This is a genomic window from Luteimonas abyssi, from assembly GCF_001482195.1.
Taxonomy (GTDB): Bacteria; Pseudomonadota; Gammaproteobacteria; order Xanthomonadales; family Xanthomonadaceae; genus Luteimonas; species Luteimonas abyssi.
Window position 1 is genome coordinate 1,089,321 of record NZ_KQ759763.1, and the last position, 13,543, is coordinate 1,102,863.

Here is a 13,543-nt window from a genome sequence, read left to right on the forward strand (position 1 = left end):
GGGGGGGGGGGGGGGGGGGGGGGGGGGGGTGGGGGCGCGGCAGAGGAGCCCCTCATCCGCCCCTGCGGGGCACCTTCTCCCGCAGGCGGAAGAAGGGAATCAGCCGCGGCATGTCTGGGGCACCTTCTCCCGCGAGCGGGCGAAGGGAACCGGCCCGCACCTGACGAACACGACATGACCGCCGACGTGCCCGCCACCGCCCTCAAGTATCTCGGCGGCTATCCGCCCGAGGTGCTGGCACGCGTGCGTGCGCTCATCGCGCAGGATCGCCTGGGCGCCGTGTTGGCCGCGAAGTACCGTGATGTCCACGCCGTGCGCAACGACGGCCAGCTCTACACCTATGTCCAAGCGCTCAAGGAGCGCCACATGCGCAAGGCCGCGCCATTGGGCAAGGTGCTCTACGACGGCAAGCTGCAGGTGCTCAAGCACGCGCTGGGCACTCACACCACCATCTCCCGCGTGCAGGGCGGCCGGCTCAAGGCCAGCCGCGAGATCCGCATCGCGAGCGTCTTCCGCGACGCGCCGGCGGACTTCCTGCGCATGATCGTGGTCCACGAGCTGGCGCACATGAAGGAGGCCGACCACAACAAGGCGTTCTATCAGCTGTGTACCCACATGGCGCCGGACTACCACCAGTTGGAGTTCGACCTGCGGCTGTGGCTGACGCAGCTGGATCTGGCGCGTACAGCCTCGTCTCCAATGCCCCCCGGTTGAAGTCCCGTCGCCCATCCGTCGCGTCGCATCGCAAATCGCAACGTACGCGCTGCGCCACGAAAACCGCCGCCCTGCCGTCATCACCCTGGCCGCGCGGGCCAGGTGGCATCACTCGATCCGGCGCCAGGCCCGCCCGTCGAACGCGAGGATGTCGTCCTCACCGACGGACCAGAGCACGCCATCGGCGCTGCTGAGGCTGTGGCAACTGCGAGGGATGAGGTCGCCGCCCATGTCGACCAGTTCCAGTCGATCGTCGTGCAGCCGGTACAGCGCATGCCCGGTGGCGACGTAGAGCGTGCCGTCGAACCATTCCATATCCCGCAGATCGGCGTCGGTCGCCGCCTGGTCGACGATCGCCCAGCCCTCGTGCCAGCCGCGTATGAGCAGGCCCTGCAGGCCGCAGGCGTACACCCAGCCGTCGCCTGCGCAGACGACCCGCGTGAGCAGGCGGTCGGTGGGGCTGTCGCAGCGCGTCCAGGCCCGGCCGTCGCCGTGCCAGATCTCGCCGTGCCAGCCGACCGCGTAGACATCCTGCTCGCTGTAGCCGTGGATGGATTCGAACCCGAACACGACGTCCGGTGCGGGTTGGTCGGGCATGTCGCCGTGCAGCGCGACCCAGTGCCCCGGCTGCTCGCGCTTGAACACCTGGCGGTCCATGCCGCACACGTAGGCGAAGCCGCCGATGTTGCGTATCTCGCGCGGGGTGCCCGGGCTCACCCCGGGGCCGGCGATGTATTCGTCGTAGTCGTCGTTGTTGCCCATCACGCGAACGCAGCCGTTCTCGCCCAGCGCGATGGCCTGGTCCTTGGGGGTCTGGGTGATGCAGACCGAGTGCGCCGCCCAGCGGCCGATGTCGTACATGCCCCACCCGCCGTCATCCCAGGCGTAGAACGCGGTATGCGGCAGGCCATCGGCCTGGAGATCGGGATCGATGCACAGGACGTAGGCGAGGTCGGCATAGCGCACGGCGCCGCTGCGGTAGCGATAGCCGATGTCCTTGAACTGCATGAGGCAGTGCTCCTTGGGGCCGGGGTGCGGTGTCGCGCGTCGCGCGGTGGCCCGGCAGGCATCGCGCGACAGGCGGCGGCAGAGGTGGTGATACGGCGCTGCCGGTGTCGCCGGCTCGCAGGCGCATGGCGCACGTCGGCAGGCCGGGGTCGGCATGGTACCCCGGCCCGTGTGGTCGGTTCCCTAGCCATGCGCGATGCGTCACGCACCCCGGCGATGCCGATGCGAGCCGCCGTGGCCGCGTGCGTGCGCATGCGCGCGTAACGCTACGAAACGAGCAGGGGCAACGCGAGAGGGCGCCCGAAGGCGCCCTCTGCACATGTCGCGGATCTCCGCGCGATCGCGCCCGGTGCGCGATTCGCGCCGGCCTCACTTCAGCCCACGATGCTCCAGCAGCGGCTCCACGCTCGGGTCCTGGCCGCGGAACGCACGGTAGGCCTCGGCCAGATCGCGCGAGTGGCCGATGGAGAGGATCTGCTCGCGGAAGATCTGGCCGTTCTCGCGGGTGAGTCCGCCGTTCTCGCGGAACCACTGGAAGGCATCGTGGTCGAGCACTTCCGCGCCGAAGTAGGCGTAGTAGCCCGCGCCGTAGCCGCCGCCCCAGATGTGATTGAAGTAGCTGGTGCGATAGCGCGGCGGCACTGCGGGCAAGGCGACGGCGTACTTCTCCAGCGACTGCCGCTCGAACGCATCCACGTCCTGCTTCGCGTCGCCCGCGGGCAGGGTGTGCCAGGCGAGGTCCAGCAGCGCGGCCGAGAGATACTCCGTGGTGGCGTAGCCCTGGTTGAAGGTGCGCGCCTTGACGATCTTGTCCACGAGTTCCTGCGGCATCGCCTCGCCGGTCCCGTGGTGCTTGGCGTAGTTGGCGAAGACCTCGGGGTCCAAGGCCCAGTGCTCGTTGAACTGCGACGGAAACTCCACGAAATCGCGCGGCACATTGGTGCCGGCCAGGCTCGGGTAGCGGGTGTCGGAGAAGAACCCGTGCAGTGCGTGCCCGTACTCGTGGAAGAGGGTGATCACCTCGTCCCAGCTCAGCAGCGCAGGTTGCCCGGCTGCGGGCTTGGTGAAGTTCTCCACGTTGTAGACCACCGGGATGGTGCCGGTGAGTCCGTCCTGCTCGACGAAATTGCCCATCCACGCGCCGCCCTGCTTGCTGTCGCGCTTGAACGGATCGAGATAGAACAGCGCGATCTGCGTGCCGTCGGCGTCCTTGATGTCGAACACGCGCACGTCGGGGTGATACACGGGAAGATCGGTGCGCTCGGTCGCGGTGATGCCGTACAGCTGCTGGGCGGCGAAGAACACGCCGTCCTTGAGCACGCGGTCCAGCTCGAAGTACGGGCGGATCTGCGCCTCGTCCAGGTCGAACTCGGCCTGGCGCACCTGTTCGGCGTAGAAATCCCAATCCGCAGCACCCGCGGTGAAGCCGCCGCCCTGCGCATCCACCACACCCTGGATCTTGGCCAGCTCCGCGCGCGCGCGCGCCGTGGCCGCCGGCACGGTATCGGTGAGCAGCTTCAGCGCCACGTCGGGCGTGCCGGCCATCTGGTCGGCGATGCTGTAGGCGGCGTAGTTGGGAAAGCCCAGCAACTGCGCCTTGCGCGCGCGCAACTCGGCCAGGCGCTGCACGGTGGCGCGGGTGTCGTTGCCATCGCCACGTTCGGCGCGGCCGGTGGAGGCGGCCAGCACCTCCTCGCGCAGCGTGCGGTCGGTCAACGACGCCAGCACCGGCTGCTGGGTGGTGTTGAGCAGCGGGAGCAACCACTGGCCCTCGCGACCGGCGGCCTTGGCGGCATCGGCTGCCGAAGCGATCGCCGCGTCGTCCAGCCCGTCCAGCCGCGCCACGTCGGTCACGAACACGCCACCGGCATTGCCGGCCGCCAGCAGTTTGTTGCCGAACGCCGTGGACAGCGAGGATTCCTCGGCGTTGAGCTTGCGCAGCTCCGCCTTGTCCGTGTCGGACAGCAGGGCGCCGGCGCGTTCGAAGTCCCGGTAGGTGTGCTCCACCAGCGTGGTCTGTTCAGGGCTGAGATCCAGCCCGGCGCGTTCGTCGTGGATGGCTTTCACCCGCGCGAACAGCGCCGGGTCCAGGTGCACGGCATCGCTGTGCTCGGCAAGCTTCGGCGCCAGCGTTTCCTCGGCGGCCTGCAGGGTGTCGTTGGTGTGGGCGGAGGTGAGCGCGAAGAACACGCTGGTGGCGCGGGTGAGCAGTTCGCCGCTGCGCTCCAGCGCCTCGATGGTGTTCTCGAAGGTGGCCGGTTCCGGGTTGTCGGCGATCTGCCGCACCTCGGCCAGGTGCTGCCGCATGCCCTCCTCGATGGCCGGCTGATAGTTGCCATCGGACAACTTGTCGAACGGCGGTGCCTGGAACGGCAGCGTGCTGGCGGCGAGCAGGGCGTTCTCGGCCGCGGCGGCCGGGGCGGTTGTGTCGGTAGCGGGCATGGTGGATCCGGAATCGGGGCGCTCGCCGCAGGCGGCCAGCGCCAGGGCGATCGCGGAGGACAGGACGAGCGTGCGCAGCATGGGGCAACTCCCGTAAAGGCAACACGAAAGCACGGCCGCGGTCGGCCGGACCGCCTGCGGCACAGGCCGCGGGGCGGAGCAGGGGCATCGGCGGGCTGGCGCGGGCCGGGCGGGCGATGGGCGGGCCGTCGCAGGCGGGCGGGCACGGGCGGGCCGATGGCGCATCGTGCGCGATGGGACGGGGCCGGGCAATGAGGGAATCGGGCGTGTTCGTTGAGGAGGCGCGGGCACCGTCTACATGGACAAGAGCGAGCACTACTCCGGCGAAATCGTGCCGCCGAGTCCCTGACACGGCAAGCGGGAGGACATCGGCCCCTGGCGCGACCGAGTCGGGCCGCGGTCGTTGAATGGTGAGGACGACCGCGGCGGGATCGTGCCACGCCGCATTCACCACGCCTTGGCGTGCGATGGCCGATGGTGCCGGAACGGTCGCCCCTGCGCGATCCGCGCCCGTCGCCGACGAGATCTCCCATGAGCACCTATCCCGTTCCCGCGCAGCCGCCGTACCGGTCGCTGCATCCGCTGCACCTGTTGCTGGTGAGCAGCGCGTTCCCGTTGTTCCTCGGTGCGTTGCTGGCCGACATCGCCTACGCGCAGACCTACGAGATCCAGTGGACGAACTTCGCGTCCTGGCTGCTGGTGGGGGCGATGGTGTTCGCGGTACCGGCGCTGGTCTGGGGGCTGGTGTCGCTGGCGCTGCCCACCGCGCGCACTCCGCTGCGGTTCTGGTACGTGGGCCTGCTGGCGCTGACGTGCGTGCTGGGATTCGTCAATTGTCTGGTGCACGCGATGGATGCCTGGCAGAAGATGCCGCAGGCGCTGGTGTGGTCGGTGGTCTGCGTGCTGACGATCGCGGCCACGGTGTGGTTCGCACTGGGCGGCACCTTGCGTCGTCGCCGGGAGGTGGTGGCATGAACGTTCCGAACGCCCGACGCTCGAAGGCGACATTCCTCACACGTGCGCTGGTGCCCGCGCTGGCCCTGGCCCTGGCCGCCTGCGGCAGCGCACCCGACGAGACCTACGTCGGGACGTCGCCGGATCTGCCGCGGCCGCAGCGCGGCTTGTTCCCGACACTGAAGGTGTCGCTGCCGGCCGAGTGGGGCGACGAGCTGCCGCAGGTGCCGGAGGGCTACGAGATCACCGCCATCGCCGACAACCTGCTGATCCCGCGGCAGATGCTGGTGCTGCCCAACGGCGACATCCTGGTGGCCGAAGGCCGCGGCGGCCGCGCACCGAAGCTGACCCCCAAGGACATCATCGCCGGCGTCATCAAGGCGCGCGGCAACACGCAGGTGGAGAGCGGCGACAGGCTCACCCTGCTGCGCGACGCCGACGGCGACGGCACCTACGAGGGCCGTTCGGTGTTCGCCGACAACCTGGATGCGCCGTACGGGCTCGCCTATCACGACGGCTCGATCTACGTGGCCACGCAGGATGCCCTGCTGCGCTTCGCCTACACCGAAGGCGCGGTGAACGCGGCCGGTGCGCCGCAGGAGATCACCCGCTTGCCGTCGGCGGTGAACCACCATTGGACCAAGGCGCTGACCATCAGCGCCGACGGCCGCTACCTGTTCGTCGGTATCGGTTCGGACAGCAACATCACCGAGCGTGGCCTGGCGATCGAGGAGAACCGCGCCATGGTCTGGCAGGTGGATGCGCAGACGGGCTTCCACCGTGTATTCGCCACCGGCTTGCGCAACCCCACCGCGCTGGCGATGCAGCCGGGTATGGACCAGTTGTGGGCGGTGGTGAACGAGCGCGACGAGATCGGCGACGAACTGGTGCCCGACTATCTCACCAGCGTGCGTCCGGGCGGCTTCTACGGCTGGCCGTACAGCTATTGGGGCAGCCACGTGGACGAACGCGTGCGACCGCAGAAGCCGGAGCTGGTGGCGCGCGCGATCACCCCGGATTACGCGCTGGGCTCGCACGTGGCCGCGCTGGGAGTGGCGTTCTCCACCCCGGCGATGGGTGCGGAGTTCGCCAATGGCGTGTTCGTCGGCCAGCATGGCAGCTGGAACCGCAATCCGCCGGTAGGCTACAAGGTCTCGTTCGTGCCGTTCCGCGACGGTCGGCCGGCGGGCGAGGCGATCGACTTCGCCACCGGCTTCCTGGGCGCCGACGGCAAGGCCCGCGGTCGTCCGGTCGGTGTCACCGTGGACCCGCGAGGCGCGCTGCTGGTGGCCGACGATCTCGCCAACACGATCTGGCGGATCGTGCCGACCGGAGCCGCGGGGGCCGCGTCTTCGCCCGCGCCGGGCACGACGCCGGCACCAGCGCCCGATGCATCCGCCCCGGTGGACGAGCCACCCGCCGGTTGATCCCGGCGGGCTGGCGGATCGGTGGCGCGAGCGTCGCCGATCCCCTGTAGGAGAGAACCGCGGACGATGTCGCCGATCGCGCCCGTGGCAGACTTTCGCCATGGCGAGATCCCCCGATAGCCGGCCGAAGATGCCGACCCCTTCCTGCGGGCATCTCACGTCAGCCCGGTCGCGCGCGCTGTCCCGCCGGCCGATGCGCTGCGTTGCGGCCGGGACCATCTAGCGTGACAGCCGCCGAGACGTCGACCCGCCGCGCCGTATTGCGCGACGCGTGGCCGATCATCCTGGCCAATGCGGCCGTGCCCATGCTGGGGCTGGTGGACACCGCGGTGATGGGGCACTTCGGCACCACCGCCGATCTCGGCGCACTGGCGCTGGGGGCGTTGCTGTTCAATTTCGTGTACTGGAGTTTCGGCTTCCTGCGCATGGGCACGACCGGTTTCGTGGCCCAGGCTGCGGGCGCGGGCGACGAGCCGGAGGTGCGGGCGACGCTTGCACGCGGCATGCTGCTGGCGACCGGTCTGGGCCTGGCGTTGCTGGTGTTGCAGTGGCCGCTGGCACGGGCGTACTTCGGCCTGATGGACGGCAGCGCGGCGGTACAGTCGGCGGCGGCGGAGTACTTCCATGCGCGCATCTGGGGCGCGCCGGCGGCACTGGGACTTTATGCCATCAGCGGCTTGCTGATCGGGCTGGGCCGCAGCCGCGAACTGCTGACGGTGCAACTGCTGCTCAACGGCCTCAATGCGGCGCTCGACGTGTGGTTCGCCGGCGGACTCGGGCTGGGCGCGCGCGGCATCGGGCTGGGTACGGCGATCGCGGAATGGACGACGTTGGGCGTGGCGGGTGCGGTGGCGTGGCGTGTGTTGCGTGCACGCCATACCGATGCCGCGCCGTTCCTGGCCTGGGCGCGCATCGTCGATGCCGCGCGCCTGCGGAAGATGCTGGCGACCAACGGCGACATCCTCGTGCGCACGCTGTGCCTGCTGTTCGCGTTCGCATGGTTCGCCAAGACGGGGGCCGGCTTCGGCGATGCGCCGCTGGCGGCGAACCATCTGCTGCTGCAGCTGGTGGCGTTCAGCGCGTTCTTCCTGGATGGCTTCGCCTTCGTGGCGGAAGCGCGCGTGGGCGTGGCCTGGGGCGCGCGCGACCGGGCGCGGTTCGGCCGGGCGGTGCGGCTGACCAGCGAGCTCGCCGCCGGTGCGGCGCTGCTGCTGGCGTCGGCGATCCTCGTGCTGGGCGATGCGGCAGTGGCGGTGCTGACCTCGCTGCCGGACGTGCGCGCGCTGGCCACGGCGTTCCTGCCGTGGGCGGCGCTGTACGTGCTGCTGTCGGTGGCGGCGTTCCAGCTCGACGGGGTGTTCATCGGCACCACCCAGACCCGCGCGATGCGGCAGGCGGGGCTGTTGTCGCTCGGCGTGTTCCTGCTGGCGGCCTGGCCGGCCACTGCGCTGTGGGGCAACCACGGTCTGTGGGCGGCGTTCGTGCTGTTCGTGGTGGCGCGGGCGGTGGCGCTGCTGCCGCATTACCGGCGGATGCGGGATCGACTGAATGCGTAGGTGACAGGGCGGCCGCGCCCGACGGCGTGCCGCCGCATGCCATGCCCCTGTGCACCGAGGCGGAAATGGCGCAGATCATGGATTCGCTGCGTGTCGGCCGGTCGCGATGGTGCCCCTGCTGCGCGACGCTTCGCGACGGGGCTACTGCCGGGCACCGACTGTCGGGCCGGACGCGTCGGGGGCGCGGAAGGTCACGTTGCCGTCGGCGTCGCGGATCTCGATGGCCGCGTCGCCCGCAGCGTCCACGCGCAGGACGATGCGGTCGCGGCCTTCGCGGTCGGCCAGCAGGACCTCGGCGTCCTGGCCCGGTACCTGCAGCTTGATCCGGCGCCGGTCCTTGCCGTCGAGAGGCGTCTCGCCTTCCGGCGGGTATTCGGAGAAGTAGGTGCCGGCGGTACCGGTGCCGTCCGGGGCGACCCGGCGGAAGGTGGCGATGGCCTCGCCGCGGCCGTGGTCCCAGTCGATGGTGCGCAAGGTCAGCGAGCCTTGCTGCTCGGAGGCACCGGTCCCGTAGCCGCCCTGCTCCTCGCCGTCGGCGTCGTAGACGATCAGGCCGGCGAACGGGAAGTTGCGGGTGCCCTCGGCGGCGCCGTCGCGCGCCTCGGCCATGGGGCCCGGCGTGCGGGCCGCATTGGTGAGCACCGCGCGATACAGGCCATCCGGTTCCACGATGTTGATCCGTTCGGCGGTGATGGTGCCGAAGCGGGCGTCGCCCGGCGGCGAGACGGCGCCGGAGAGCAGTGCGGCGCCACCGCCGATCGCGACCAGGGCGAGCCCGAACTTCAGTCTGCGCACGTCGCGTCGCAGCGCGTTGATCGTGACGGTCGGATCGGTCATGCGGCACCTCGGCATCGGGCGGAGCCCTGAATCTAGACAGGCCCGGTCAAGAGCGCATGAATCTGGAGCACCGCCAGGCCTGGACCCGCCGGGCGGGCCGGCCCGATGCGGGGCGGCGGATGGCGCTGTCGCCGCGGAGCGGTGTGCGGCGGGTGGGCAGGCACGTGTGGGGACAGAAAATGGCGAAGTGGCCATCAGCGACCCGGCATGGCCCTCCGGGCAGGGGCTGCCCTCATCCAGCCCTTCGGGGCACCTTCTCCCGCAGGCGGGAGAAGGGAGTCGGCACGGCATGTCTGGGTCCTGCTTCCGCGAGCGGGAGAAGGGCATGCCTGAAACCCCTCTCCGCTTGCGGGAGAGCGGCAGGGGTGAGGGTGATGAAGTGGCGGCAGAGCCACCCATCCGCGCCTTCGGGGCGCCTTCTCCCACCTCGGGAGAAGGGACGCTGCCGTGGCCTGTCTGGAACCCTTCTCCCGCGTGTGCGTGAGCAGGGAAGCGGTCATGGCAGGGCGGGAAGACCCTCGATCCCCTTCTCCAGCGTGATCGGATACTCGCGCACGCGCACGCCGGTGGCGTTGTGGATGGCATTGGCGATCGCAGCGCTCACGCCGCACAGGCCGAGCTCGCCCACGCCTTTGGCCTTCATCGGCGAGCTCACCGGATCTTCTTCGTCCAGGAAGATCACCTCCTGCACCGGCACGTCCGCATGCACCGGAACCTCGTAGCCGGCGAGGTCGTGGTTGACGAAGAAGCCGATCCCCTCGTCCACCGCCAGTTCCTCGCTGAGCGCGGCGCCGATGCCCATGACCATCGCGCCGATCACCTGGCTGCGCGCCTGCTTGGGGTTGAGGATGCGGCCGGCCGCGCACACGGCCAGCATGCGGCGCACGCGGGTCTCGCCGGTGTAGACGTCCACGCCTACTTCGACGAAGTGCGCGGCGAAGGTGCTGAGCTGTTGCCGCTCGTCGAGATCGCCGAATTCGATGGCGTCCTCGACCACCAGCTGGCCGTCGCCGGCGGCCTGCGCCAGCGGTACGGCGGTGCCGCCGGCGCGCACCTCGCCATCGACGAACTCGGCCGAGGCGGGATCGAGTTGCAGGCGTTCGGCCACCACCTCGCGCAACTTCATGCAGGCCGCGTAGACGCCGGCGGTGGCACTGTTGGCGCCCCACTGGCCGCCGGAGCCGGCGGAGGCGGGGAAATCGGAATCGCCCAGGTGTACCTCGATCCGGTCGATCGGCAGGCCCATCACCTCGGCGGCGGTCTGGGCGATGATCGTGTAGCTGCCGGTGCCGATGTCGGTCATGTCGGTTTCGATGGTGACGCGGCCATCCTCATGCAACCGCGCGCGCGCGCCGGACTTGGTGACCGGGGCGTTGCGAAAGCCCGCAGCCATGCCCAGGCCGACCAGCCAGCGGCCGTCGCGCGTGGTGCCCGGCGCGGCGCGGCGGTCCCAGCCGAAACGGTCCGCGCCCTGGCGCAGACACTGCACCAGCTGGCGCTGCGAGAACGGGCGCTCGGGGTTCTCGGGATCCACCTGGGTGTCGTTGCGGATGCGGAATTCCACCGGGTCCATGCCGAGCTTGTCGGCCATCTCGTCGATGGCGATCTCCAGCGCCATCATTCCCGGCGTCTCGCCGGGTGCGCGCATGGCGTTGCCCTCGGGCAGATCCAGGGTGGCCAGGCGCATCCTGGTCATGCGGTGTTCGCCGGCGTAGAGCAGGCGCGTCTGTTGCACGGCCGCCTCGGGGCCGCCACCTTCGAGGTCGCCCGACCAGCTCTCGTGGCCGATGGCGGTCAGGGTGCCGTCGCGGGTGGCACCCAGGCGGATGCGCTGGATCGTAGCCGGACGATGGGTGGTGTTGTTGGCGATCAACGGGCGATGCAGGGCGACCTTGACCGGGCGTTTCGCCGCGCGCGCACCGAGCGCGGCGAGGACGGCGTCGGCGCGTACGAACAGCTTGCCGCCGAAGCCTCCGCCGATGTACGGCGATACCAGCCGCACCTTGTCGCGGCCGGTGCCCAGGGTGCGGGCCACGTCGCCCTGGCCCCAGGCGATCATTTGGTTGGAGGTCCACAGGGTGACGGTGTCGCCGTCCCATGCGGCCAGCGAGGCCATCGGCTCCATCATCGCGTGCGATTGGTCGGGCGTGGTGTAGGTGGCATCGAGGGTGACCTCGGCCCCGGCGAGCGCCGCTTCGAAATCGCCGACGGCCGAATCGGCTGGAATATCGCCGCCCTGTGGCTTGATGGCGTTGTCGCGTTCCTGCGCGAGCGAGAAACGGCCTTCCTCGCGCGCGTAGATCACGCGCACCAGGCCGGCGGCAGCGCGCGCCTGTTCGAAGGTCTCGGCCACGACCACGGCGATGGCCTGATGGTAATGCTGGATTTCCGGGCCGCCGAGCAGCGTCGCGGTGTTCATGCGGCCCTTGCCGAGCGTGCCGGCGTTGGCGGCGGTGACCACCGCCAGCACGCCCGGCGCGGCCTCGGCGGCCGCGGTGTCGAGGCTGGCGATGCGGCCCTTGGCGATGCCGGCGCCGATCACGTGGCCGTAGGCGGCCCTCGCGGTGGCGTCGTGCCACTCGTAGGCATAGGGCGCGGTGCCGGTGACCTTGAGCGGGCCGTCGATGCGGTCCAGCGGCTGGCCGACCACGCGCAGGCGGTCGACGGGATTGGTGCCGGCGGGCGTCTCGAATTTCATGCGCGGGCCTCCTGCGCCTCGGCCAGCACGGCGGCGATCGTGCGTTCGGCCAGCGCCAGCTTGAAGCGGTTGTCGTCGGTGGGGGTGGCGCCATCGAACAGGCGCGCGGATACGGCGCGCGCACCGCGCGGGAGTTCCGCATCGGCCTCGGCGCGGCGCCACGGGCGATGGGCCACGCCGCCGACGGCGACGCACCCGCGGCCGTCGTCCTGGACGATGGCCGCCACCGACACCAGCGCGAACGCGTACGAGGCGCGGTCGCGCACCTTGCGGTAGAGCTGGCGGCCGCCGACCGGCGGCGGCAGCACCACGGCGGTGATCAGCTCGCCGGCGGCCAGCGCAGTCTCGCGGTGCGGGGTGGTGCCCGGGGCGAGGTAGAGATCGTCGAGCGCGAGGCGGCGGATACCGCCATCGGCGGCGACGGTCTCCACCTCGGCATCGAGCGCACGCATCGCCACGGCCATGTCGCTGGGGTGAGTGGCGATGCAGTCACGGCTGCCGCCGATCACCGCCAGCTGCCGGCTGTAGCCTTCCAGCGCGCCGCAACCGCTGCCGGGCAGGCGCTTGTTGCACGGCTGCGCGGTGTCGTAGAAATACGGGCAGCGGGTGCGCTGGAGCAGGTTGCCGGCGGTGGTGGCACGGTTGCGCAACTGGCCCGACGCGCCGGCCAGCAGGGCGCGTGCGAGCAGCGGGTAGTCACGGCGTATGCGCGCGTCGGCGGCAAGGTCGGTATTGCGCACCAGAGCGCCGATGCGCAGGCCACCGTCGTCGGTGGCGGCGAGGGTGTCGAGGTCGAGCCCGTTGACGTCGATGAGCCGCTCGGGCGTCTCGATCTCGAGCTTCATCAGATCGAGCAGATTGGTGCCGCCGGCGATGAACTTCGCGCCGGGCGCACGCGAGGCGGCGGTCGCGGCCGCCGCCGGGGTCTCGGCGCGGGTGTAGTCGAAGGCCTTCATGCGCCGGCCTCCGTGCGGGTGCCGGCGACGTCCTCGATGGCGTCGAGAATGTTGGCGTAGGCACCGCAGCGGCACAGGTTGCCGCTCATGCGTTCGCGGATCTCGTCGGCGTCGAGTACGGGCGCCGCGGCGAGGTCGCCGGTGACGTGGCTGGGGATGCCGGCGCGCACCTCGTCGAGGACCGCCACTGCCGAGCAGATCTGCCCGGGCGTGCAGTAGCCGCACTGGTAGCCGTCGTGCTTCACGAACGCGGCCTGCATCGGGTGCATGCGCTCGGGCGTGCCGAGGCCTTCGATGGTGGTGACCTCGGCGCCCTCGTGCATCACCGCCAGGCTGAGGCAGCTGTTGATGCGGCGGCCGTCGACGATCGCGGTGCAGGCGCCGCACTGGCCGTGGTCGCAGCCCTTCTTGGTGCCGGTGAGGTGCACGTGTTCGCGCAGCAGGTCGAGCAGTGTGGTGCGGGTGTCGACGTCGTGCTCGACGCGGCGGCCGTTGACCTGCAGCGAGACGCGCTGCATGACCGGGGCGCGTGCGGGCGTCGGCGCGGCGAGCGCCTGTGCGGTCTGGGCGAAGGCCGGTGCGGCAACGGCAGAACCGGCGGTGGCCGCGCTGGCCTTGAGCAGCTCGCGGCGGGTGAGCGGGGGCATGGGGAATCCTCTGGCTGGCGGCGGGGCTGGCGAGGGCTGCGGGATCCCGCAGGTGTGTCGCGAGCTTGCGCGCGGCGATGTGGCGAGGCGGTCAACACCCATGTGAAGGTCGCGGCGGATGCGAGCGTGCGTCGGTTTCTGTGCGTCGCGTCGCAGACCGGGGCGCGTTCGGCGCGGGTCGTCGGCGGCAACCGGCTGATGTGTGCGGCGCGCGGGCGCCGATACCGGCGTCGCGACCGCCCCCGGTGCGGTCGTGGTCGAGTAGCGAGGTGACGCGCGACGC

Annotated in this window: 10 protein-coding genes; 4 read left to right on the forward strand and 6 right to left on the reverse strand. The window is 70.8% G+C overall.

The window, feature by feature from the left end:
• Nucleotides 1–174: 174 nt before the first annotated feature.
• The gene (locus tag RG19_RS04500) at nt 175–714 is read left to right on the forward strand and encodes a M48 metallopeptidase family protein (RefSeq protein WP_058834223.1); all 540 of its coding nucleotides are present in this window, start codon (nt 175–177) and stop codon (nt 712–714) included.
• A 108-nt stretch (nt 715–822) separates the two neighbouring features.
• Here the strand turns inward: RG19_RS04500 and RG19_RS04505 are convergent, their stop codons facing one another.
• The gene (locus RG19_RS04505; RefSeq protein ID WP_058834224.1) at nt 823–1,722 is read right to left on the reverse strand and encodes a beta propeller repeat protein; all 900 of its coding nucleotides are present in this window, start codon (nt 1,720–1,722) and stop codon (nt 823–825) included.
• A gap of 369 nt (nt 1,723–2,091) precedes the next feature.
• Nucleotides 2,092–4,245, reverse strand: coding sequence for a peptidyl-dipeptidase Dcp (gene dcp, locus RG19_RS04510; protein WP_058834225.1), 2,154 nt, complete (start codon nt 4,243–4,245; stop codon nt 2,092–2,094).
• 471 nt (nt 4,246–4,716) lie between these two features.
• On the opposite strand from dcp, the gene RG19_RS17515 reads away from it, so the two are divergent.
• From RG19_RS17515 to RG19_RS04525, 3 genes are all read left to right on the forward strand, one after another.
• Nucleotides 4,717–5,160: a DUF2231 domain-containing protein gene (locus RG19_RS17515; protein WP_157515157.1), complete on the forward strand. Its 444-nt coding sequence runs from the start codon at nt 4,717–4,719 to the stop codon at nt 5,158–5,160.
• A complete protein-coding gene (locus RG19_RS04520) occupies nt 5,157–6,566 on the forward strand; it encodes a PQQ-dependent sugar dehydrogenase (protein ID WP_058834226.1) in 1,410 nt (469 codons plus the stop codon). The genes RG19_RS17515 and RG19_RS04520 overlap by 4 nt, the downstream gene beginning before the upstream one ends.
• Before the next feature lie 224 nt (nt 6,567–6,790).
• The gene (locus RG19_RS04525; protein ID WP_058834227.1) at nt 6,791–8,122 is read left to right on the forward strand and encodes an MATE family efflux transporter; all 1,332 of its coding nucleotides are present in this window, start codon (nt 6,791–6,793) and stop codon (nt 8,120–8,122) included.
• A gap of 141 nt (nt 8,123–8,263) precedes the next feature.
• Here the strand turns inward: RG19_RS04525 and RG19_RS04530 are convergent, their stop codons facing one another.
• From RG19_RS04530 to paoA, 4 genes are all read right to left on the reverse strand, one after another.
• Nucleotides 8,264–8,959 carry a hypothetical protein gene (locus tag RG19_RS04530; protein ID WP_058834228.1) on the reverse strand — a complete coding sequence of 232 codons (696 nt, stop codon included), beginning with the start codon at nt 8,957–8,959 and terminating at the stop codon, nt 8,264–8,266.
• A 496-nt stretch (nt 8,960–9,455) separates the two neighbouring features.
• A complete protein-coding gene (gene paoC, locus RG19_RS04535) occupies nt 9,456–11,657 on the reverse strand; it encodes an aldehyde oxidoreductase molybdenum-binding subunit PaoC (protein WP_058834229.1) in 2,202 nt (733 codons plus the stop codon).
• On the reverse strand, nt 11,654–12,613 hold the full coding sequence (locus tag RG19_RS04540) for an FAD binding domain-containing protein (protein ID WP_058834230.1): 960 nt from the start codon (nt 12,611–12,613) through the stop codon (nt 11,654–11,656). The genes paoC and RG19_RS04540 overlap by 4 nt, the downstream gene beginning before the upstream one ends.
• Complete coding sequence (gene paoA / locus RG19_RS04545) at nt 12,610–13,260, reverse strand: aldehyde dehydrogenase iron-sulfur subunit PaoA (RefSeq protein WP_058834231.1); 651 nt, start codon at nt 13,258–13,260, stop codon at nt 12,610–12,612. Before paoA ends, RG19_RS04540 begins: the two co-directional genes overlap by 4 nt.
• Nucleotides 13,261–13,543: the final 283 nt, after the last annotated feature.